22 protein-coding genes and 2 pseudogenes are annotated in these 22518 nt (G+C 51.2%); 15 read left to right on the forward strand and 9 right to left on the reverse strand.

Translation table 11 applies throughout. From position 1 onward, the window contains the following. The first annotated feature begins 29 nt into the window (after positions 1–29). The 3 genes and pseudogenes from BZG76_RS14420 (at position 30) to fre (ending at position 3423) form a co-directional block, all read left to right on the forward strand. Positions 30–1049: a hypothetical protein gene (locus tag BZG76_RS14420; RefSeq protein ID WP_131825132.1), complete on the forward strand. Its 1020-nt coding sequence runs from the start codon at positions 30–32 to the stop codon at positions 1047–1049. A 74-nt stretch (positions 1050–1123) separates the two neighbouring features. Beyond that, a pseudogene (ubiD, locus tag BZG76_RS14425) lies at positions 1124–2545 on the forward strand (4-hydroxy-3-polyprenylbenzoate decarboxylase); the annotation flags it as partial. 161 nt (positions 2546–2706) lie between these two features. Continuing rightward, positions 2707–3423 carry an NAD(P)H-flavin reductase gene (gene fre / locus BZG76_RS14430; protein WP_021022215.1) on the forward strand — a complete coding sequence of 239 codons (717 nt, stop codon included), beginning with the start codon at positions 2707–2709 and terminating at the stop codon, positions 3421–3423. Positions 3424–3484: 61 nt separating this feature from the next. Here the strand turns inward: fre and BZG76_RS14435 are convergent, their stop codons facing one another. Then, positions 3485–4390, reverse strand: a complete 906-nt coding sequence (locus tag BZG76_RS14435) for a carboxylate/amino acid/amine transporter (protein WP_021022216.1) — start codon at positions 4388–4390, stop codon at positions 3485–3487. A gap of 143 nt (positions 4391–4533) precedes the next feature. Then, positions 4534–4959, reverse strand: coding sequence for a universal stress protein (locus BZG76_RS14440; protein WP_021022217.1), 426 nt, complete (start codon positions 4957–4959; stop codon positions 4534–4536). A 221-nt stretch (positions 4960–5180) separates the two neighbouring features. On the opposite strand from BZG76_RS14440, the gene ftnA reads away from it, so the two are divergent. The 6 genes from ftnA to BZG76_RS14470 all read left to right on the forward strand — a co-directional run bounded on the left by ftnA (position 5181) and on the right by BZG76_RS14470 (position 12284). Continuing rightward, entirely contained in the window at positions 5181–5711 is a 531-nt protein-coding gene (gene ftnA, locus BZG76_RS14445; RefSeq protein WP_021022218.1) for a non-heme ferritin, read from the forward strand. Between the two features lie 53 nt (positions 5712–5764). Then, a complete protein-coding gene (locus BZG76_RS14450) occupies positions 5765–6112 on the forward strand; it encodes a universal stress protein UspB (protein ID WP_021022219.1) in 348 nt (115 codons plus the stop codon). 100 nt (positions 6113–6212) lie between these two features. Then, positions 6213–7334 (forward strand): mechanosensitive ion channel family protein, encoded by a 1122-nt coding sequence (locus tag BZG76_RS14455; protein ID WP_101494574.1) that lies wholly within the window; start codon positions 6213–6215, stop codon positions 7332–7334. A gap of 76 nt (positions 7335–7410) precedes the next feature. Beyond that, the gene (locus tag BZG76_RS14460; RefSeq protein ID WP_021022221.1) at positions 7411–8595 is read left to right on the forward strand and encodes an NAD(P)/FAD-dependent oxidoreductase; all 1185 of its coding nucleotides are present in this window, start codon (positions 7411–7413) and stop codon (positions 8593–8595) included. Between the two features lie 132 nt (positions 8596–8727). Next, on the forward strand, positions 8728–10059 hold the full coding sequence (locus tag BZG76_RS14465) for an ATP-binding protein (protein ID WP_077461867.1): 1332 nt from the start codon (positions 8728–8730) through the stop codon (positions 10057–10059). A gap of 344 nt (positions 10060–10403) precedes the next feature. Further along, entirely contained in the window at positions 10404–12284 is a 1881-nt protein-coding gene (locus BZG76_RS14470; protein ID WP_077461868.1) for a methyl-accepting chemotaxis protein, read from the forward strand. A gap of 55 nt (positions 12285–12339) precedes the next feature. Here BZG76_RS14470 and BZG76_RS14475 read toward each other — a convergent pair whose 3' ends face one another. Together BZG76_RS14475 and BZG76_RS14480 are read right to left on the reverse strand one after the other, a co-directional pair. Continuing rightward, positions 12340–13029, reverse strand: coding sequence for a tRNA-uridine aminocarboxypropyltransferase (locus BZG76_RS14475; protein ID WP_158011350.1), 690 nt, complete (start codon positions 13027–13029; stop codon positions 12340–12342). A gap of 58 nt (positions 13030–13087) precedes the next feature. Then, positions 13088–14119 (reverse strand): hypothetical protein, encoded by a 1032-nt coding sequence (locus BZG76_RS14480; RefSeq protein WP_077461870.1) that lies wholly within the window; start codon positions 14117–14119, stop codon positions 13088–13090. 93 nt (positions 14120–14212) lie between these two features. Between BZG76_RS14480 and BZG76_RS14485 the strand changes: the two genes are divergently transcribed. Then, positions 14213–14668: an EVE domain-containing protein gene (locus tag BZG76_RS14485; protein ID WP_077461871.1), complete on the forward strand. Its 456-nt coding sequence runs from the start codon at positions 14213–14215 to the stop codon at positions 14666–14668. Between the two features lie 41 nt (positions 14669–14709). Here BZG76_RS14485 and BZG76_RS14490 read toward each other — a convergent pair whose 3' ends face one another. The 3 genes from BZG76_RS14490 to BZG76_RS14500 all read right to left on the reverse strand — a co-directional run bounded on the left by BZG76_RS14490 (position 14710) and on the right by BZG76_RS14500 (position 18391). Beyond that, complete coding sequence (locus BZG76_RS14490; RefSeq protein ID WP_077461872.1) at positions 14710–15513, reverse strand: Cof-type HAD-IIB family hydrolase; 804 nt, start codon at positions 15511–15513, stop codon at positions 14710–14712. Between the two features lie 135 nt (positions 15514–15648). Next, on the reverse strand, positions 15649–16671 hold the full coding sequence (locus tag BZG76_RS14495; protein ID WP_077461873.1) for an alpha/beta fold hydrolase: 1023 nt from the start codon (positions 16669–16671) through the stop codon (positions 15649–15651). Positions 16672–16792: 121 nt separating this feature from the next. Continuing rightward, a complete protein-coding gene (locus BZG76_RS14500; protein ID WP_077461874.1) occupies positions 16793–18391 on the reverse strand; it encodes an AbgT family transporter in 1599 nt (532 codons plus the stop codon). Positions 18392–18640: 249 nt separating this feature from the next. On the opposite strand from BZG76_RS14500, the gene BZG76_RS14505 reads away from it, so the two are divergent. The 4 genes from BZG76_RS14505 (at position 18641) to BZG76_RS14520 (ending at position 21236) form a co-directional block, all read left to right on the forward strand. Further along, the gene (locus BZG76_RS14505; protein ID WP_077461875.1) at positions 18641–19651 is read left to right on the forward strand and encodes an acyltransferase; all 1011 of its coding nucleotides are present in this window, start codon (positions 18641–18643) and stop codon (positions 19649–19651) included. A gap of 148 nt (positions 19652–19799) precedes the next feature. Continuing rightward, positions 19800–20159, forward strand: a complete 360-nt coding sequence (locus BZG76_RS14510) for a DUF4145 domain-containing protein (RefSeq protein ID WP_077461876.1) — start codon at positions 19800–19802, stop codon at positions 20157–20159. 139 nt (positions 20160–20298) lie between these two features. Next, positions 20299–20934: a lysoplasmalogenase gene (locus BZG76_RS14515; protein WP_077461877.1), complete on the forward strand. Its 636-nt coding sequence runs from the start codon at positions 20299–20301 to the stop codon at positions 20932–20934. Positions 20935–20936: 2 nt separating this feature from the next. Then, on the forward strand, positions 20937–21236 hold the full coding sequence (locus tag BZG76_RS14520; protein ID WP_021022232.1) for a putative signal transducing protein: 300 nt from the start codon (positions 20937–20939) through the stop codon (positions 21234–21236). A 5-nt stretch (positions 21237–21241) separates the two neighbouring features. Here the strand turns inward: BZG76_RS14520 and BZG76_RS14525 are convergent, their stop codons facing one another. Together BZG76_RS14525 and rsmD are read right to left on the reverse strand one after the other, a co-directional pair. Continuing rightward, a complete protein-coding gene (locus BZG76_RS14525; RefSeq protein ID WP_021022233.1) occupies positions 21242–21508 on the reverse strand; it encodes a DUF1145 domain-containing protein in 267 nt (88 codons plus the stop codon). A gap of 27 nt (positions 21509–21535) precedes the next feature. Further along, positions 21536–22150: a 16S rRNA (guanine(966)-N(2))-methyltransferase RsmD gene (gene rsmD / locus BZG76_RS14530; RefSeq protein WP_077461878.1), complete on the reverse strand. Its 615-nt coding sequence runs from the start codon at positions 22148–22150 to the stop codon at positions 21536–21538. Positions 22151–22237: 87 nt separating this feature from the next. Between rsmD and BZG76_RS14535 the strand changes: the two are divergent. Continuing rightward, a pseudogene (locus BZG76_RS14535) lies at positions 22238–22518 on the forward strand (hypothetical protein); the annotation flags it as partial.

Here is a 22518-nt window from a genome sequence, read left to right on the forward strand (position 1 = left end):
GCGTGACACTGGGCATAGGATTGCAACGGATGGCAAGACGTTACTGTACGACACTGTTGGCTATAGGGCTTGGGATCATGAGCTTGTCGAGCCCGGCGGCCTTGGCGGCTAATGCGCCAGCCGCGGATGGTCAGATCGTCACCCAAACCTTTATTGAACAGGTGCTAGATAACGCGAACACGGCTAAAGCCATGCGTACCATGTCTACTCTGCTCGCGAAAGACGATGTCGCTGCGCTCAAAGCGCATATTCGTCAGCTTCCGCCGCTCACACGTGAAGCGACACTCTACCGTTTACTCTCTTCACCCTTGCCACTGAACAACGATCATTGGCGACGTTATCTGGCTGAATTGAGTCAGCAACAACCCCATTTTTTGTTACGTCACCAGCAAGACGGTTATTGGGTCACGACCCCTGCCTTCCATTACGCGGCAGCAGCACGCCAACAGTTAAACCGTTATCGGGAGCAACAACTGACCCAAGAGTTAGGCATGTTACTCAGTTATCGCCAATTGGTGATTGCTGACTGGATTAAGCCATCTCAGCCGGGTTATCGACAACGCCGTGATGCATTGGTCGCGATGATTGATGAGTATGACAGCGATGGCTTAGCCTATTTGGTCGAACAATACCTCACTGACCCCACCTTAATGTGGCTACCAGATAACGCGATTTTGGCTGCACTTGCACAAGCGACGGACCGGCCGGCACTGTATGATCGTCTTTGGCGGCGCGGTACCGATCAATACAGCCTCAATGCACTGCATGCTTTGCGTCAACGAGCTAATGATGGGTTTGCGTTGCAACAAATGATGGCCGCCGCAGATAACCCATCGCTGCGTGGCCCCGCGATTCGACAACTGGCGAATCTTTCTCCATTACCCGCGCCAGTCGCTGACTTTTTGATGTCTCAGTTATCATTACGCCAAGGGCAGCAGGTGGCACAATTATTGGTCGAAGCTGGAAAAGATGAGTGGTTAAGTGGATTAGGTGACGAGCTTGGCCCCCTTGGCCGCCAGCACATTGCATCTGCGTTGTCGTCGCGCTAATGTCGACCCTTTACCGATCCGGATACCGGTTTACTTGGTATCATAGAGGCGTCCATTAACTCATTGAGCCTGATATGAAACTTTCCGATCTGCGCGATTTTATTGATTACCTTGAGGCCCAAGGTGAGCTTAAACGCATTACGCAGCCAGTGGATCCTGACCAAGAGATCACTGAGATATGCGACCGCACCCTAAGAGCGGGCGGGCCGGCCCTTCTGTTTGAAAATCCCATCGGGTATGACATGCCGGTATTAGCGAATCTGTTTGGCACCCCTAAGCGTGTGGCGCTCGGTATGGGCCGACACGATGTGCTTGAGCTACGTGAAGTCGGCAAACTGCTGGCCTACTTAAAAGAGCCTGAGCCTCCTAAAGGGTTTCGCGATGCGCTCGACAAGCTGCCTGTGTTTCGTCAGGTGTTAAATATGCCCGCCAAGACAGTCCGTCGTCCGCGTTGCCAAGAAGTTGTGCTTAGCGGCGATGACGTTGATTTGGATAAAATCCCAGTGATGCGCTGCTGGCCGGGCGATGTGGCACCATTGCTGACGTGGGGACTGACCATTACCCGTGGACCGAATAAAAAGCGCCAGAATCTTGGTATTTATCGCCAGCAAAAAATCGGCAAAAACAAAGTGATTATGCGTTGGCTCGCACACCGCGGTGGCGCACTTGATTTGCATGACTGGATGCAAACCCATCCGGGTGAACCTTTTCCTATCAGCGTTGCTTATGGTGCGGATCCGGCCACCATTCTCGGCGCCGTCACCCCCGTGCCCGATACCCTGTCTGAATATGCCTTTGCAGGGCTGTTGCGCGGCAGTAAAACCGAGGTGGCAAAGAGCATCAGTAACGATTTGGATGTGCCGGCGAGTGCCGAGATTGTGATGGAAGGGTATATCGATCCGAACGAATATGCCGACGAAGGGCCTTATGGCGATCATACTGGCTATTACAATGAAGTAGAGCGTCACCATGTATTCACTGTGACGCATCTGACCATGCGCAAAAAGCCGATTTATCACAGCACCTACACGGGGCGGCCACCGGACGAGCCTGCCGTACTGGGTGTGGCCCTGAACGAAGTGTTTGTGCCCATTTTGCAAAAGCAGTTCCCGGAAATTGTCGACTTTTATTTGCCTCCGGAGGGTTGCTCGTACCGGATGGCGGTGGTCACTATGAAAAAACAATACCCAGGGCATGCGAAACGCGTGATGATGGGCGTGTGGTCTTTCTTGCGCCAGTTTATGTACACCAAGTTTGTGATAGTGTGTGACGACGATGTGAATGCGCGTGACTGGAATGATGTTATTTGGGCAATCACCACTCGCATGGATCCCGCGCGCGACACCGTGATGGTGGAAAATACACCGATAGATTCGCTCGACTTTGCGTCGCCAGTGGTTGGCGTTGGCTCGAAAATGGGGCTCGATGCCACCAATAAATGGCAAGGAGAAACCGCTCGCGAGTGGGGCACACCGATCGCGAAAGACCCGGATGTGGTCGCACGTGTCGATGCGATATGGGACGAATTAGGGATCTTAGACTAATCCGGTTGGTATGCGCTAGCATTTACCGTTAATGATAAAAACACAGCCTGAGGCGGTAGTGATACCGCCTCTCATAACCTCAACGGCTGTAGCAAAACGAACAGAGGAACAGAATGTCGATACTATGTGAAGTGACCGCCGTTGAGTCGCTGGCGTGTCACACTTACCGCATTGTCCTAAAGCCTCAGCAGGCGGTGAGCTATCACCCAGGGCAATATGTGATGGCGGTAATGGGCGAAAAAGATAAACGCCCGTTTTCACTGGCGAGTAGTCCATGTCGTCAAGACGGCGGTGAGCTCGAGCTCCATGTGGGCGCCGCCGATGAAAATCCGTTCGCGCTGGAAGTGGTCGAAAAAGCCAAAGCCGTGCTAGAAAGCGGTGAAGCGAGCTTTGAAATCACCGAACCGGCCGGCGATGCCTGGTTGCGTGAGAGTGAGCGTCCCTTGCTGTTGATTGCTGGCGGGACCGGTTTTTCGTATGTTCGCAGCATGGTCGATCACTGTATTAATCAAGGAATACAGTCTCCGATCTTTATTTATTGGGGGGCACGCAACCCGTGCCAGCTTTACGCGCATGACGAGCTGCAAGCACTGTCTGAATCGCATCGCAATATTACCTTTATGCCTGTGGTTGAACAGGCGGAAGGCGAATGGCGAGGCAAAGTAGGGAATGTATTAGAAGCGGTGATGGAAGATTTTGTTAGCCTCGGCGCGTACGATATCTATATTGCCGGGCGCTTTGAAATGGCAGGCGTGGCACGTGATATGTTCTGCAAAGAGCGCGGCGTGAGTCGTGATCATCTCTACTCAGACGCGTTTGCCTTTATCTGATTAGGGTTGGCTCTCGGGTAAATAAACAGGCAGGGGTTTCCCTGCCTGTTTTACGTTCGGGTTACTGAGGCTTTGGGTCGGCATTCCGTTGGGCGGCATTCCGTTGGGCGTCGACGCGGCGCTTGACCCAGGTTTGGTTAAACCACAGCGCGGCTAAAATCAGTACCCCGCCGCTGAGTAACGGCAGAAGATCCGCGTCGCGGTTCCAAATCAGTACGTTCACCACAATGCCGGCTGGGATCAGCGCGTTGTTCATCACTGCGAGCGCCCCAGCATTGACCAGGGTTGCACCCTTATTCCAAAAGAAATAGCCCAGCCCTGACGCGATAGTGCCTAGATAAATCAACACTCCCCACTGGGTTGGCGTAGAAGGCAGATTGTCACTGTTTCCGAGCAAGGCGAAAGCTAGCACGCCCACCACTAAGGCGCCAAGATAAAACCAACCGAATACCGCATGCTGAGGTAGCTGAGTTTGCTCTTTCTCAATCAAGTATTTGTAACCAACCTGGCCAATCGCAAAGCACAAATTTGCACCTTGTACCACTAAAAAACCAACCAGAAAGTCCGGATTGACAGTGGCATAGCGGATCACTACGGCGCCAAGCACCGCGATGGCCGCGGTGAGCAGGTACCAAGCGCTGAACTGCCTTTTCAACGCATCGTAAATTAAGGTGACATAAAGCGGAGTAAAAACGGTAAACAACAGCACTTCTGGTACCGATAAGAATAAGAAGGACTGATAGAAGAAACAGTACATGATGCCAAGCTGAAACGCGCCGACTAACATCAATTTGGCGGCAAACGCGGGGCGCACTTGGCGAGGACGTAAGAAAGGTAAAAACACCAATCCTGCCAGCACGATACGCATCAATACAGAAAAGTAGCTGTCGACTTGGCCGGCTAGATACACGCCAATTAGGCTAAACGAAAAGGCCCACAGCAGTGTCACGCCGCTAAGATACCCCATAACTCGGTTCCTTCGATAAAGAGAGTAAAAGGGCAGTGTACCGTTTCGCTTCTAGGACGCAATCGGTTCCCAGTCAGCGTATGGTTAAAAGCGCAGAAGGCAGAATGACCCGCCTTCTGTCGAGAGTGGTTAGCGAAGAGGGTTTAGTCGCGGATGGGCACCATCAAAAGATCAACGGGCGTTTTATTCAGCAGTTGTTTAGTTGACGACAACAACGAGCTCCAGAAATCTTGATGATGGCCGACGACCACCAAATCAATCCCCATGTTTTGAATCGACTCGGTGATCTCTTCCGCTAAATCACCGCTACTGACCAAGGTGTGTGTGACCGTGCTTTGTGCGTCGCTGGCCAGTTGATTGAGTTTTTGCTGGGCTTCTTCAATCACTCGGTTACGTGATTCGACTAAGTTAATATCAATCAGTCCGGTATAGAGCTCGGCATAATTGACGTCAATATGAACCAACGACAGTTGTGCGCCCAAGGCGAAGGCAAGTGCGTCAGCTTTTTTCAACAGTCTTTCACTGTCATCTGACAAATCAACCGCAACCAAAATATGCTTGTATGACATAGAGTTATCCTTTTTATGCGAGGTTATAAACGCAGTTTAACCAGCTTGAGAGGCAAAATCCGTCACTGTGATCGCATTCCGGTTAAGAATTCGACAATGAGGCGGGTCATAAATTCGATATAAGAATCGGTCACGCTGGACATTACCGGCGTAATCCGCTTGAAAACCGACGTGCTGCTGGTCAGAATGGCAGCTAACCCCCAATAAAGAGGACGTTTTATATGCTAGCACCTGCCATGGTTGACAGGCTCAATGAGCAGATCAATTTGGAGTTTTTCTCATCAAACCTATACTTACAAATGAGCGCTTGGTGTGAGGATCAGGGTTTCGAAGGCGCGGCAAAATTCTTACATAAGCACGCACAGGAAGAAATGCAGCATATGCAGCGCCTGTTTACGTATGTGAGTGAGACAGGGGCCATGCCTATCTTGGGGTCGATTGATGCACCGCGTCACGAATTTTCCTCGTTAGGTGAGGTGTTTCGCGAAACGTATCAGCATGAGCGCTTAATCACGGAAAAAATTAACAGCTTGGCGCATGCCGCGTTTACCACGCAAGACTACTCTACCTTTAACTTCTTGCAGTGGTATGTCGCGGAGCAACACGAAGAAGAGAAGTTGTTTAAAGGCGTACTCGATAAGATCGAGTTAGTCGGCGAAGATGGCAAGGCTCTGTTCTTTATCGACAAAGACTTGGCATCCATGGCAGTTGAAGAATCAACGTCAGTGATGGACAGCTCAGCGGGGCAGTAATTACGTAACCTCTCCCTCTGAAGCGCCATCCAGTGTAGTGAAGGGAGAGGATTATGAACGGTGATATCCTAATTGTGGCTGTGTTCACAGTGACAGTGATAAATATCGCACGCTATGTATCGTCATTGCGGGCATTGGTGGTGATGTTACGTGATGCCAACCCGTTGCTTTACCAGCAAATCTGTCGTCGTGAGAGCAACTTCTTCACTTTATCGCCCCAAGGCGATATCTCGCGACAAAAACGTTTATACCAATATATTCGCAGCCAAGAGTACCTTCATCATCACGATGCGGCATTTGTGGGTAAATGCAATAAGGTACGTCATCTGTTCACGCTTAATGTTGCCCTGTCCGGTGCCTTGCTCGCGACCTTTTTTCTTGTCGCTTTTGCGGGCTGGTAAACGGATAACCATTCTTTAGACAAAATGCTGACCTTGGTCAGCATTTTTYTTGTTAGTCTGACAAGCATAAACGCCTAGACACCGTAATCGTGAGGGAAGCATGCAAAGCCTAATCCAATGGTGGCAGTCACTCTATCAAGCCGCCGCGTGGGACTGGATCTCAGATATTGTCATTTTGATGGGGCTTGGAGCCGTCGTCTGGGCGATATGGCGTGTGTTGATGGGGCGCTTAAAGGCACTGGCAGAGCGCACGCAAACACGTTGGGATGATGTGTTGTGGCCCGCGATTGATACGCCATTTTCCCTCTTAATCTGGGGCTGGCCTGCGTTTCATGCGCTAGAAATTTTTCTTGATAATACCGCAGGTCACTTGAATTTAAGCTGGGTGAGCGTGATCAGAGAGCTGCTGGTCGTGTTCTTATTGATCTGGTTTTTGCTCCGATTGGTCAACAGTGGTGAGCAGCTGTTATTTGACGAAGGGCGCCGTGATCACACCACGATTAACGCCATTGGTAACGTCTTACGCGCACTCGCCGTCTGCATTGGCGTGATTACGCTGCTACAAAGCCTGGGTGTCAGTGTCTCCGGGTTACTCACGGTTGGTGGTGTGGGGGGCTTAATTGTCGGTCTTGCCGCCAAAGATTTGCTCTCCAACTTCTTCGGTGGGGTGATGATCTACTTTGATCGGCCATTTAAAGTGGGCGACTGGGTGCGCTCCCCCGATCGCAACATTGAGGGCACGGTGGAAAAAATTGGTATTCGCATGACGGTAGTGCGCACCTTTGATTTGCGCCCTTTATACGTGCCCAACTCGGTATTCAGTAACGTGGTGGTGGAAAACCCCTCGCGGATGCTGAACCGTCGGATTTACGAAACCATTGGGCTGCGTTATCAAGACGCCGATAAAATCAGTACGGTAATTGATGATGTGTATGCGATGTTAGAAGCGCATGCAGATATTGAAACGCGGCAAACCTTGATTGTGAACTTCAACAGTTTTGGCCCGCATTCACTTGATTTCTTTATTTACACCTTCACCAAAACGGTCAACTGGCAGCGTTACCATCAGGTAAAACAAGACGTGTTATTAAAAGTGATTGAAATTATTCATCAGCATGGTGCGGATATTGCTCTTCCTACCCGCACGCTGCATATGGATCCGAATATGCTAGAGCAAGGTGCTGCTGCTATGAGGCCACCGCCAGATGCACAGGCGCGTTAAATCGCGCTTGCCGCTCACGTGCGGGCTGCTACAATGCCGCTCCCACAGGGTGAGCAGAGAATAAACAGGTAAGCGTGTGACTGAGTATGATGTAATTGTGATTGGTGCCGGTGCCGCCGGATTGATGTGTGCGGCACAAGCCGGCCAACGTGGCCGCCGCGTTTTGGTGGTGGACCATGCCAAAAAGCCGGGTCGCAAGATCCTGATCTCGGGCGGCGGGCGCTGCAATTTCACCAACTATGACGTCACCGCCAATAATTTCCTGTGTGAGAACCCGCACTTCGTCAAATCCGCATTGGCGCAATACAGCCAATGGGACTTTATTGGTCTGGTGGCGACCCATGGCGTGGCCTATCACGAGCGTGACCATGGCCAGCTGTTTTGTGATGACAGCGCCAAAGATATCGTTAACCTACTTTTGGCCGAATGCGACCAAGCCACCATCAGTCAACGCTATCGCTGTGAAGTGCATGATATCGAGCAAGAAGAAGCTGGCTTTCGCCTCAAACTCAATGGTGAGCCGGTACGCTGCCAGTCTTTGGTAGTCGCCACGGGCGGCCTTTCCATGCCCAAGCTTGGTGCCACCCCCTTTGGTTACCAGCTTGCCGAGCAATTTGGTCTAAAAGTGCTGCCCACTCGCGCCGCCTTGGTGCCGTATACCTTGCACCAAGAGGACAAAACGCGCTTTGCCGATATTTCCGGGGTGTCGGTGCCATGTTCGATCACCACCGAGTCTGGCGTTTGCTTTAGCGAGAACCTGCTCTTTACCCACCGCGGCTTATCGGGACCGGCGGTGTTGCAAACTTCCTCGTTTTGGCAACCGGGCGAAGCGGTCACCATCGATTTACTCCCCAGTGAGTCGCTAAAAGACGTGCTGGTGGCGATGCGTGATAAGCACCCCAACCAAACCTTAAAAACCTCACTGTCTCGCCTATTCCCCAAACGCTTGGTCGAGGTCTTGATTGCGCGCGATAGCTTGCCGGATAAACCGCTCAAGCAGCTCGATGACAAGCAGCTCGATCAGCTTCATTACTACTTTCACCAGTGGTCCATTGCCCCAAATGGCACTGAAGGTTACCGCACCGCAGAAGTGACGCTTGGTGGGGTGGATACCCACGCAATTTCCTCGAAAACCCTTGAAGCGCGAGATATTCCCGGCCTGTATTTTATCGGTGAAGTGCTTGATGTCACCGGCTGGCTCGGCGGCTATAACTTCCAATGGGCTTGGAGTTCCGGCTGGGTAGCTGGGCAGCATGTATAAAAAAACATGCTTGGATGCACATTATCTTACTGAATTTATTGCTTAATCGCTAATCACGTAGAGAATCTGCTGCGGGGTGGATAAAGGATGAAGACTCCCCGTTTTTCCTTAAGTAGAGCCAAGGAGTGGTGAGTGATTTCTTTTCTAAGCGTGAGAGAGATATGCCGTGGTGTATCGAATAAAAACACGCTCTATACGTTTCTATTTGTGCTGCTTCACCAGTCATCGATTGCTTTTTCTATTTTCGCCTCTGTGATGGTTTCAGGCTATATTCTTGAAATTAATCAACATTATGAAGCATTGAAGCTCTGGGTATTCCTCTACATTGTCGCGATGATTCTTCCCTATATAATCGGCTACTTTTCTGATGTGTATAAAGAAAAGTGGTTGTGTGAATCACTGAGTCGATTTTGGCAATCCGCGACTAAACGCTATCAATCTTGCACTGACAGTCGCACAGTCGACCATACGCTGGGCGTGTACGTTTCTCAGGGAAAGAGTGCGATTTCTGACTTTATTGGCTATGCCTTTTGGGGGATGTCGTCTGGACTCAACTTCTTCCTGAGTCTGCTAATGATCACCGCTTTTATTGATTGGCGTTTTTTTGTCAGCGTTATGATCAGTGTGCTGCTTATCTTGGGGTTCAATAAACTCATTTCCTCGCATCTGGAAAATAACGCCGTCACCACCCATAAAGCGGGTTCATCACTGACGTCAACGTTATCGACTATCCATGACAATGTACATTTTGGTTCGTCGGTGAATGCATTGGCTTATCAAACGCGGTTCGAGGAAGGGAAAGCGAAATACTTAGGGCTGAGAATCAAAGAGGCTGTGTTTAGGTATAAGGCATTGTTGGTTTCTTCCTTGCTCGCGCTTGCGCCAACTTCCTGTGTATTACTGTTCATTTTTACGTCTAGCAGTGTCCCGATGGAGGTAAAGGTGGCGTCGATTGTTAACCTCACACGCATTTATCATCTTTTAAATTCTGCGTCGGATATTGTTAGCTTGTTAATCTCTTTTCCGTCTATCAAAGGCCAGCTGTCGGTGATGACGTGTTTTTCGAAAAATAAGCCGCTTTACCAGCCACAATGGAATATCGCGATCCTTAAAGATAACGAGAGCGTTGATACCGTGAACCTTGCTCAAGCGCAGGAGGGCCGTTTTCGCGTTGTTGGAGAAAACGGGTCTGGAAAAACTTCTTTCTTAAGGCACCTCTGCGCCAAAAATGATTATCTCTACTTCAACCCGTCTAAGCGCTTACTGTGGCCTTGGGATGATTCAGCAATACTGTCTGATGGTATGTACTCCGCCAAGAGTATTCAGTGGTTACTGGAAAATAGCTCGGGTCACTTGATTCTGGATGAATGGGATGCGTTTCTCGACTCAGAGAATACGAAAAAGATAGGTGCGCTGATTGATTCATATGCAGATAGCCGAGTTATTATTGAGGTCCGCCAATAGGCCGCGTTTCTGTCGGTCTTGCGAGGAATCCCCAATCCTCAGATGCTTGCTTTTGTGTTATTTACAACAAACTGCATATCATAAGCGATGATTGGTTTATGTGATCTTGATTCTAACTCTTCTCTAGTTGACTGTTTTTTGTCTAAAAAATAGCAATCTTTCTTGCGCGCTGTTACATTAGCGCGCGCTTGCCATGTCGGATAAAAACTATCCGGCGCTGTGAACCCGCGATGCACTGGATGGGCTCGCGGTACCCTAGGGACGGGGTGACGGCTGTTCACTATTGCTACCTCGGTTATCGGGGAGTTTGGAATTAACCTGTCGTTGCTTTGAGAGCCGTTCCCATGCAGTTATCACTAAAACAAAAATTAATTGGGGCATGCTTATCTGCTGTATTGCTGATGGCCGCCTTTCTCACCTGGCTTGCGGTAAGCCAGATTCAAGCCCAAACCCAGTCGAGCATCTATAGCCGCGTCAGTGGTATCGCCGATGCGGCGACTGAATCGATCAGCGGTTGGGTGCAAATCCGTGCTGATATCACCAGCGCCTTTACCGATTACACCAGCAGTAGCCATCGTGTGAGCTATTTACAGCAAGCGCGCGAGGCCGGTGGGTTTGACGATATCTACTTTGGCACCCCTAAAGGTGCCATGTATCGCTCGCGCCCAGAGCGCAACCGCGATGACTATGACCCTCGCCTCCGCCCGTGGTACAAGCAAGCCGTGAGTGCAGGTAGCCCGATGATTACCACCGCTTACAGTGATGCGATTACCGGTGCGATGTTGGTGACTTTGGCCGAGCCAGTACGTCGCAATGGCGAATTGATCGGTGTAGTGGGCGCAGATGTGTTGATTGACCAGTTGATCCGCGATGTGACCCAATTGAAAGTGGGCAAAAATGCGAACGCGATGCTGCTAGGCGCTGACGGCACTTTTCTCGCCCACAAAGACAAAGCACGCTTGCTAAAGCCGTATCGTAGCCTGTCTCCTGAGCTGAATGAAAACCGCGTGCGTCAGGCGTTGGCACAGCAATCGCTGGTGGAATTGCCTGTCGATGGCGTTGATAAACTGTTTTATTTTGCGTCGGTTCCTAACACCGACTGGGTGCTGGCGATTGAACTGGATAAGCGCACCGAATACGCCAGCCAGGGTGATGCCTTGTTCGATCTTATACTGACAGCCCTCGTTATCACCTTGTTGGTGGCCGGTGCCGTGACGTGGTTGATGCACGTGTTGTTCCGTGACTTGCTCAATGTGTCCGCCGCGCTAGAAGAAATTGCTTCCGGTGAAGGGGACTTAACCCAGCGCCTTGAGCCACACAGCAATGATGAAATTGGTAAACTGGCCAATAACTTCAACCGCTTTGTCGGCAACATGCACGCCATGGTGTCGCATTTGCGCCAGCTGTCTGGCTCGCTCAAGCAACAAGCCGAGCTGACCGCGGCGCAAGCGGAAGAGCGTTCCACCCGTATTGGTCATCAGCAAGATGAAATCAATATGGTGGCGACCGCTATCCATGAAATGGCCTCGGCGACCCAAGATATTGCCGGTAATGCGGATAATACTGCGCGGACCGCCCAAGAGACCGAAAGCGTCGCCAACGATGGTGGCCAGCAGGTAGAGAAAAGCAAACACGCTATCACCGAGTTGGCCCATGACGTCGAGGCGGCCACCGGTGTGATTGGTGAGTTGGATCAACACGCGCACAGCATCACGAGTATCTTATCGACCATTCAGAGTGTGGCCGAACAAACGAACTTGTTGGCGTTGAATGCCGCGATCGAAGCGGCGCGTGCGGGCGAGCAAGGCCGAGGCTTTGCGGTGGTGGCCGATGAGGTGCGTATCTTGAGTCAACGCACCCATGCCTCGACTACCGAAATCCAGCAAATGATTGATACCTTGCAGCAGGCGACCGGTAAAGCGGTGACTATGATGCAAAATAGCCAACAACGGGCACATGCCAGTGTCGATGAGGCGAGCGTTGCGCATGAAAGCCTGAGCCAAATTGTTGCGGCGGTGAGCCAAATTAGCGATATGGCCACCCAAATTGCCTCGGCGGCGGAAGAGCAGTCGAGCGTGACCTCGGAGATCACCCGCAACTCAGAGGGCATTCGCGATGTGTCTAATGAGTTATCGACTGAAGCGGATGAAGCCGCGCGTCAAGCCGCGACGTTATCCGAGCTTTCTCATAGCCTCGAGCAAGAGATCAGCCGCTTTAAGCTGTAACCTATAAACCGCTTAAACGCCGAGCATGGCAGCGCGCTGTGCTCGGCGTTTTTTTTTATTCTTTTGGCGTCAGCACCTTGGCGGCGGGGAGAGGCTCGGTTTGATGATGGCGGTCGGCCTCGTAGCTCTCGATAAAGTGGGCAAGAAAATAGTCCAGCTGCGTGGCGGCATCCACGTCGCCTCGGCTTCGTAGTAATGCACTCACCGCTTCACTGGTACACAGGTGTCCAGGTGGCTGGTTGCGCCTGAGCGTATATTGCGAGGCGGCTGTCGACGGCAAACTGACCCGCGGCAGACGATTGAGCCATGGGCTTTTATTGAGTATTTTTCGCGCCTGCTGCCAAGTCGCATCCAGCACCACAAACTGTAACGGCGCGCGAGGCGCATTCGTGGCGGCTAACGTCTCCGCGCAAGAGACTAACCTATTCTCGCAAGAGACAGACCGAGCCGGGTCAGCGAAGAGTCTATCTGCGGGGATAGCATCATCACTGGGAAACAACAACCAAGGTGACACATCACCGCGTGCCCAGCTGTCGAGCAAGGCTTGCGGTGGTTGTTTGCGTTGCCAAATCTCTATCTGAGTGTGGGGCAGCGCTGTTTTAACCAGTTTGCCGGTGTTGGATTGGCGCGCCGCTTCGTTTTCGTGCATCACCAGCACGCATTGCAATTGGCTTTCAAGCGGCCAATAGCAGTGACAGATACAGTGATAGGTAAAACCGCATTGGCGGCAGGGCGAACGGGCCATGATTGTCTCCTTGGTTAATAGCGCGCTATTGTGCGCAAGCCCAGCCACGAATACCAGGTCATTGTTGTCTGCTGTCCGCGCCATCGACCTGACGCTTAAGTGTTAACCCTTCAGGGCCCAAAGGATACGTATTGCCATTAAATGTCTCTTCGGTTGCGGTCAAGGACAAGCCGTTGCGTTGATAAATACGCTCAGACACCACCATTTGTTCGCCGCTACGAGTGGTCAGTACTTGTACCTTATTGTTAGCGACCGGCTGCCAAACCCCGGTTTCTTTAGTCACGGCTTCCCCTTGCGGGTGATAGGTAGTGATGGCGCTGTGGTCAGGCAGTAACGTCAGTTGGGTGGTCAGTGTTGGTTGGCCCGAGTGTTGGCTAATCCCTTGATACTGGCCCGTCCAATGCTGGCTGGTATCGGCTGAAGGCAAAACCGCGCAGCCTTGGAAGGTATTTTGGGCTGTTTTTAAACGAGCCTGCCAGCCATAGAGGGTGTGTTCGCTTTGTTGGCAGCCGTTGAGGGTGAGAGTGAGAACGGCCTCTTTACTGCTAAACTGTGCCTGTTCATCGTCCAACTGATAGTCGGATAGGGGAACCTCTTGGGTATCATTGTCACTTTCCCACGCTACATGTCCTTTTCCTACCGCGGCGGACCAAAGTCGGGGATCACTGCCTTCGGCCAGCACAGTATTACGCGGTTGAGCACAACCTTTTAGCTCACTTGTCAGCATGTTTAAGCGCGAAACGGTGACGGCGGCAGGGTAATCGGCACTAAAACCTCGGCGAGAGACAGGGGTGAAAAAGCCTTCAAATTCGGCATAAACCGACGCCTCATGCTGGTCAAGTGCCGCGCGCTGTTCGCTGGTTAAATCGAGCCAGTACTGTTGTTGGCTGCCGCAGGGGGTAAAACTGGCTGTTTCGGGACTCACGGCGATGCGACCGCTTTGCATAAAAGGAATTGGCGACTGACTGAGTCCCGAGGCAACGACATCGCTACGGTGCCCAAGCTCTATAGGGCCAGAAGATTGGCTACATCCCACCAAACTGAGCACACTCACAGCGGTAATCACGAACAGATGACGAGTGGATGGCACGATAAACTCCTTGTGATAAGCGATAGACAGACTTGCGCCGATTCAAGCTGGCGGGCAAGATTGCCGTTAGGGTTGGATGAAGAGCAAGCTAGCATGCGTTATTGGTTATTTAAAACCGAGCCAGATACGTTTTCCATAGACACCTTAAAGCAGCAAAAGGTTTCATGCTGGGAAGGGGTGCGCAATTATCAAGCACGAAATATGCTGCGTGATGAGGTGACGGTCGGTGATCAGGTGTTGATTTATCACTCATCCTGCAAGCACGTTGGGGTAGTCGGCGTGGCGACCGTGGTGCGTGCGTGTTATCCCGATCATACCCAGTTTGAGCCACAAAGCGGCTATTTTGATCCGAAATCGACGCCACAGATACCGAGGTGGTTTATGGTGGATGTGGCCTATCAGCGTCATTTACCGTTAATTACCTTGGCTGAGATGAAAGGTAATCCGGCCCTGGCTGAGATGCCCTTGGTGAAAAAAGGCAACCGTCTAAGTGTGATGCCGGTGACGGATACGCAATGGCAGGCCATCCTCGCCATGGTGGGGGAGTAACCACAGCGAGGCTGGCGCCAAAAGTAAGCCCAATGAAGCTGTCACTGATCCAATAAATGGGCTTTTAAATAGCGAGCGACGGCTTCGTCGGCATGGCTGCCAATGATTGCCTTGTCTGAAAGAGTCGCTTTTACCCGTGCTTGTGCCGTTGCCATCACCAGCCCTTGGCCGGCGGCATTCAGCATTTCGACATCATTCATGCCATCGCCAAACGCAATACAGTCACTGAGATTGAGCTGGTGGCGGCGGGCGACGGCCTCTAAGGCTGCGCCTTTTGACACCCCACTCCCCATGACTTCGAGACAGAAAGGGGTAGAGAAGGCAATGCTGACTTGATCCCCATACTGCTCAATAAATTGATGCTCATACTGCAGTAGGTAGTCATGATCATGACGGATAAAGAAAATCTTGGCCACGTTATCAACCGGGGGATTATCGACGTCAAATTCACGGGCCTGGAACCCTGAGTCTTGATGGTAACGGGCGAGTTCTTCGTCCATTTTACTCAGTAGCCATTCATCATCACGGTATAAGTGAATGGTGACAGTTGCATCATCTTTGACGTCTTGAATCAGACTCGCGACGATAGCAGGGTCAACATTATGCTGGTAAACCAACTGGTTATCACTGTCGTGCACACGGGCGCCGTTCGAGGTGATCATGTAAGCTGGAATACCAACCGTTTCACGAATGCTAGCAACGTCGACATGATGGCGACCTGTCGCAAACACAAAGTGAATACCTTGCTGATGAAGGTGCTCCAGCACTTGCTTGGTATAGGGGGCGATACGATGCTCAGGCGTCAGCAAGGTACCGTCTAGATCAGAAGCGACAAGTTTGTACATCATGTCCTCATTAGTTTGGCGATCACAATCACAGTATCCTTTGAGTCTACTGCAACTCGTAGCGGTTAAAAAGGGAACACTATCACTGTTTGATTTCCGCTTTTAGTGAGCACATGGATGAGCCGACAGCTTGCATTAGCGATCCTCTAATTGGCGATCAAAAAAGTCGCGTATCGCGGATAAAGCGGCAATACGATGGGTGTCGGTTTCAAACAGGATCTCATGCCGTGCCCCCGCAAAAAACTGCCATTGGCTGGGTTGATTGGCCTGTTGGCGTAAAAAATGAAATTGCGACATGGCTGGATTAGAGACGATTTGCTCGCCACCAGCTTGGCAGATAAATGTTGGCGTCGTTAATTGTGATGCGACCGCTAAGCATTGTTCGCCTGCGGCCATGCCTTCGGCAATCCAGCGCGCGCTCGGTCCACCGATTTGTAACTGAGGTTGGTTGATATATAGCTGGCGAAACCAGGCATAGCGTGCTCGCGAGTGAGTCAGGCGGTTTTGCTCAAACGGCACATGACGATAGCCCACTTGCCCCGGCCCAAAACGCGGTGGGTGTTGATAGCGTGCCATCGAGCGACAAAGCCAAGGCGCGATACGGCCGAGCCAGGGACTCACTTGTACGCCAAACATGGGCGCGGTCATGGCTAATCCTGCGAGCGCGTTCGGATACTGATGCGCATAGAGTGTGGCAACGGCGCCCCCCATCGAGTGACCTAGCATGAAGGTCTGATCATAATGACGATGGGCCCGAATGGTTTGCATGAAGGTCGCGAGATCGGTGACATAATCGTCAAAACGTTCAACATGTCCCAAATCGCGCGGTTTAATGACTAAACGCTCTGATAAACCTTGGCCGCGATGATCAAAGCTGTAAACGTCATAGCCCATTTGAAAGAGGTCATAAAAGATCTCTTGGTACTTCATTACGCTTTCAATGCGGCCATTTACCACCACGACTGCACGCGTGTGTTGTGGGTGCGTAAAGCTACACCAATGCAGACGCAAGCCACTTTCTCCATGGAAAAATCCATGCTCACGTTGCTGCCAAAAGGGCGTAATATTGTGTTTAAACGTCTCACTCAGTTGTGCCTCGCGGGCAAGAGAGTGAGCGTCGCAAGCCGGTTGGTCCTGACTGTCGGCAAGAGTTGTCATTTGTTGGCTACCATCATTGAGATAGCGTTACTATAACCGTCTTCGAGGAAGGATGAAAATCCCACTTAAGAAGGAAAAAAGGCAAGCGTGATCGGCTTGCCTGGTAAAGAATCAAAGACGATTATTGGTTAAAGTTGTAGTACGTCTCAGCGCCCGGGCCGACCGGTAAACCGAGAACAAAAACCCACACATAGAACAAGATGCTCCACCCGACCATAAAGATCATCGAGTAAGGCAGCATGGTGGCTATTAAGGTACCAATCCCCAGGTTTTTCACATAGCGGCAAGCTACCGCCAAAATCAGCCCAAAGTAACTCATCATCGGAGTAATGATATTGGTGACCGAGTCACCGATACGATAAGCGGACTGGATGGTCTCTGGTGCATACCCCACCAACATTAACATCGGCACAAAAATCGGTGCGGTAATCGCCCATTGTGCCGATGCAGATCCCACCGATAGGTTGATTAGACCGCACATTAAAATAAAGGCAAAGAATAACGCAGGGCCGGTTAAACCAATGGTTTGCAGAAAGTCTGCGCCGCCGACGGCAATCACTTGGCCGAAGTTGGTCCACTTAAAGAAGGCGACAAACTGAGCGGCGAAGAACACCAGTACGATGTACATCCCCATCGCACTCATCGATTTCGACATCGAGTCAATCACATCACGATCGTTGTTGATGGTACCAACCGTACGACCAAACACGATACCCGGTACCGCGAAGAACACCATGATAAAGGCGACAATCCCTTTCAAGAACGGAGATCCCGCCACGTCACCGGTCTCGGGATGACGCAGTGCTCCCCACTCTGGGACAATGGTGAGTGCTAAAATACCACTGACAATCAGCACCGCAATCCCCGCATTACGCAGGCCGCGTTTTTCGTCATCATTAAGCTTACTGGCCGAGGCCGCAGAAATGTCTTCAGACGCTTGGCTTTGGTCATAAGGTCCAAGCTTAGGCTCAACAATCTTATCGGTTATCCAGGCGCCGACAAAGGCAATAAAGAAGGTGGAGACAAACATAAAGTACCAGTTCATCTCTGGGCCCACGGTGTACTCGGGATCAATCATTTGTGCAGCAGATTCGGTGATCCCGGAGAGCAATGGGTCGACGGTACCCAGCAATAAGTTAGCTGAATAGCCGCCCGACACCCCGGCAAATGCTGCTGCCAAGCCGGCAAGTGGGTGGCGGCCTAACGAGTGAAAGATCATCGCCGCGAGCGGAATTAAGACCACATAACCGAGCTCTGAGGCGGTGTTAGAGATAATACCGGCAAAGACAATGGTAAAGGTGACGGTACGGCGAGAGGCGCCCATCACTAAACCACGCATTGATGCTGAGAGTAAGCCAGAGTGCTCGGCTACTGCGACACCCAACATAGCAACCAATACGGTGCCTAATGGCGCAAAGCCAGTAAAGTTTTTCACCAAATTGGTGACGATCATTTGCAAACCTTCGGCATTAAGCAGGCTTTGCACGTAGATCATGCCATCGGCGGCACGCCCGCTTGCGCCTTCTGGACGCGGATCCGCCACTGAAACATCAAAGTAACCGGCGACACCCGATGCCAGCAGAATAGCGACGCAGAAAATTGCGAATAAGGTCACAGGATGGGGTAATAAGTTGCCGAGCCACTCGACGGTATCGAGAAAACGCGTAAACAGCGTGCGTTTATGTGGGCCGCCCCGTTGCTCGGAGGTGTTTGAGTGCATGTCATTCGTCTCCATGTTAGTACTGCACTTCCCGTCAATGGGAAAGAAAGCCGGATGTTAATTGTTTTTTAAACCAAATATCAACATTAAATGCTAACTTTTAACGTAATAAGCCGATCTGCGTGCTAGTTATCGGCATAAAAATTGACATACTTGACTGTAAGTTGTCGTGAATGAGCGTCTTTTGACGGCAATTTGGCGTATTATGAAGTTCGTCTTGTTCACTCAGATGGTTAAAGGTGTTAACAAATGCAACCAGCGCAACATCAAGGGCATATTGCGTATCTCGATGTACTTCGCGTGTTGGCCGCATTATTTGTGGTCGCAATTCATGTCTTGGGGCCATATCGCACTGAAATTGGGCAGATCGCTTTATCAGATTGGAGCGTGGCGGTTGGACTCAATAGCGCCAGCCGCTGGGTGGTCCCTATATTTATTATGATTTCAGGGGTGTTGCTGTTGTCGTCCTCGCACCGGTTCACGCTTAGACACTTTATTCAGCGTCGGGTGATGAAAGTGGTGGTGCCTTTTGTGCTTTGGTCGCTATTGTTCGCGGGCTTATCTGGACTCACTGCTGAAGGCTTTTCTTGGCAGACGGTAGCGCAAACATTACACGCTGCGCCCGACCATGAGACCTATTATCATCTGGGTTTTTTTTACTATTACATCCCGCTATTACTTTGGATTCCGATACTGCGTCCCGTTGTCGCGCATTTACCGGCATCGGGCGTGGCGGCGGTGGGGCTTGCGTGGATGGGCGTCACCGCCTGGTATTTATCGGGCGCGCAGGGGTGGTGGCGGAATGACTTTATTCTTTATGGCGGTTATTTGTGGCTGGGGTTTTGGCTTCATTATTACCCACGCGCGCGGCCTCTTTGGTGGGTTTTAGGGTTACTCGCCGTGGGAATGACCGGATACCATGTGCTTGGTACCAGTATCCAATACCAGCGTTATATCACCGAAGGCTGGTTATCTTACACGACGATCAACACGGTACTGATCAGCGCCGCGGTCTTTTTGGCGGTTCGGCAGTGGCGGCAGGGACGAACCACACCATCATGGGTGGCCACGCTAAGTCGTTATAGCCTCGGCATTTATTTGATTCATCCGATTTTCCTTTGGCCGGTGCGTGCATACTGGCCGACCTTGTCGCCATCGTGGCTATGGATCCCGGCTCTGACGATTTATGCGTTTGCAGGCGCGGCGTTGATAACGGCATTATTACAGCGTCAGCGCATCACCGCGTGGCTGGTTCCCTAGTGGATGACACTTTTTGCGATAAAAGCAGTCATAAGTAATTGAAAGCATGTATACGGAGTCAGATCCCAATCATGAAATCGCGAATCCCTAAAGGGCGTAAAAACCGTCATACTAGAAAGATGGCAGTGAGCCAGCAAGGAGAGAGATCATGGATGATGTAGCAGTGGTTATTAAGCACAGTAAGCGCCTAGAAAGCTTACTGCGCCAGCACTATCACGCGGAAGGGAAAGGGCTCCACCAGCTTATCGACAGCAGTCAAAAACGGCTTCCCCATGATGTGGTCAAAAAGCTGCGCTTCGTGGCGACCATTAGGAATAAAGTGGTGCATGAAGACGGTTACCAAGTCGATGATATGCGTAAATTTATATCGGTAAGCAAGTATTGTGAGTCGGAACTGGTACCGCGAAGCAACCGCTTAATATGGCGCCTTGCTGCTGCTCTTATTCTGCTGTTTACCGCCGGGGCGATAGGTTTTTACGCGCAAGTTTGGCCGCAATGGAGCGGCTAACGAACGACTCGCCGCGACTGTCACCGCCTCGTTAACGTTACGATTTTTTTAAACTGGATCTTGTTCTTATCAAGGTACACTGGACATCTTCGCTAACCTGCCTAGACTTGGCGTCCTTGTTGTGAAAGGAATGATAATCATGTGGAGCTGGTTCGCTGTCTGTTGTTCTGGACTGCTGCATATCTCCGCAGCCTACCGGGGCCCGCGTTGGCAGTTTTATCTTTTTAAACCGCTGACCATTGTGCTGCTGATGCTCATTGTTGGTGCACACCTTAGCGTCTCCCATTATGCGCAATGGGTATTCGTTGCACTATTACTGTCAGTGGTCGGTGATGTCTTTTTAATGCTACCCAAAGACAGATTTGTCCATGGGTTAACCAGCTTTTTATTCGCACATCTCGTTTATATATTTGCGTTCTGGGCGCAATTTGACGGCCACATGGTGTGGTGGTTACCTGCCATGCTCTCAGGCCTTGGAGTGATCGTCTTTCTTTTGCTACTTCCCAACCTTGGGCGTTTTGCCTTGCCGGTTGCTATCTATATTGCCGTGATCACACAGATGGTATGGGCCGCAGGCGAGTACTGGTTGAACACCCATTCTCTCGCAGCAGGGATGGCGTTAGCGGGAGCAATATTATTCATGTTCTCAGATACGGTGCTTGCTTTTGCGCGTTTTAAAGGTGAGTTCCGTGCAGCACAAGCGATGGTGATGTCGAGTTACTTTTTGGCGCAAGCATTGATTAGCGCCTCGGTGGTGATCGCCCAAGGAGGATAACCATGGAGCAAGTCTATCAAGCGATGAACCTCTTAGAAGCACACAGCCTAAAAGGGCTACTGGTCAGCCACCAGATTGATTGTGTGTTAAAAGGTGAAACATTGAGTGCCGCGGTGGGAGAGCTACCCCCGGATGTTCAGGGGGTCACCTTGTGGGTCGAGCCAGAAAAGGTGACTCAGGCGCGGACGTTGCTACAGGAATACGAAGCCCAAAGTCACACCCATTGGATTTGCCAAGCATGCGGTGAAGAGAATGCCGGTAGCTTTGAACTATGCTGGCAGTGCCAGCATAGTCGCGAGTGATTGCGTTACACCATATACTTACGGCGAATATCGAGCAGCGCAAAGATCCCAAAAATAAGAATTGACCACTTCTCCCAGCGGCTCATGGCAACTTTATCGCCAAAGGCCCCTAAAAAGATCAGCATTTGTAAGCCGTGCATGACTAACAAAAAGCCCGTCATGATGTACAGTGCCATGGCGGCGACACCAGGAAAAGGATGGACAATATTGGCAATCAACACCAGCCACACAAAGGCGATGGCGGCTTTCGCCAATAAGATTAACACTTTCATAGTTTTTCTCTCACGGGTCTTGTTTGCTTAATGATCGGGTTCAGTAAAATATAACCGGTAGTTGACTTGTCCTGCGCGTTTTTCACGGTGACAGTGCCAATGCGCGGGGATCTGATAGGCCTCTAAATCACTCTCGGCTTCGACATAAACACAGGCGTTTGGCGCAAGCCAATGATTGGCGTCTAACGCGGCCAAGGTGTCCTCGAGTAGGCCTTGATGAAAAGGCGGATCGACAAACACAATATCATACGGACCGTCTTTGGGGGCGGTGGCAAGTAGGGCGAGCGCATCGCCGCAATCAATGTGTGCGTTTTGCGCCCCAAGGTGATCTACATTAGCCCGTAATTGTTTGGCTGCCGCGGGATGTTTCTCACAAAAATGGACCCAGCTTGCGCCACGAGAGAGCGCTTCAAAGCCGAGTCCGCCACTTCCTGCGAAAATATCGAGGCAGCGAGCCTCTGGCAAATAAGGCGCGAGCCAGTTAAAAACGGTTTCTTTCACCCTGTCAGTGGTGGGGCGGAGCCCTTGCGCGTCTTGTACCGCAAGCTTACGGCCACGCCAGCGGCCAGCAATAATACGGACAGACCCAACCCCACGAGAAGGGGTAGGCGATGAGGGTTTGCGGTTGGCGCGTTTAACCATAGATTTTTTGACCGTTAAGAAGGTGGTAGACTATGCCGATTCGGTATTGTGCCGCTGATTGTATCAAGCATGCTTTAGGATTTGCCAATGGCAGAAAAAAAGAAACGTGGATTTATGTCATGGTTGGGCTTGGGTCGTAAAAAAGACCAGGCACAGCCGGACCCAGAACAAGAATCATCAACGCATTCGCCAGACGTGGCGGACGATACGGTGGCGTCAGTGACGTCGACGGATACGTCTGTTGAAACTGCTTCACAAAATCAACAAGAAAGCCTTGCACCTGAGGGCGAAATCAACACGGGTAGCTTGCCAGAGCCAGCGGTGCGCGAAAAACCGCAACGTGAAGGCTTCTTTGCGCGGTTAAAACG

It is taken from the genome of Salinivibrio sp. AR647, from assembly GCF_001995415.1.
Taxonomy (GTDB): domain Bacteria; phylum Pseudomonadota; class Gammaproteobacteria; order Enterobacterales; family Vibrionaceae; genus Salinivibrio; species Salinivibrio costicola.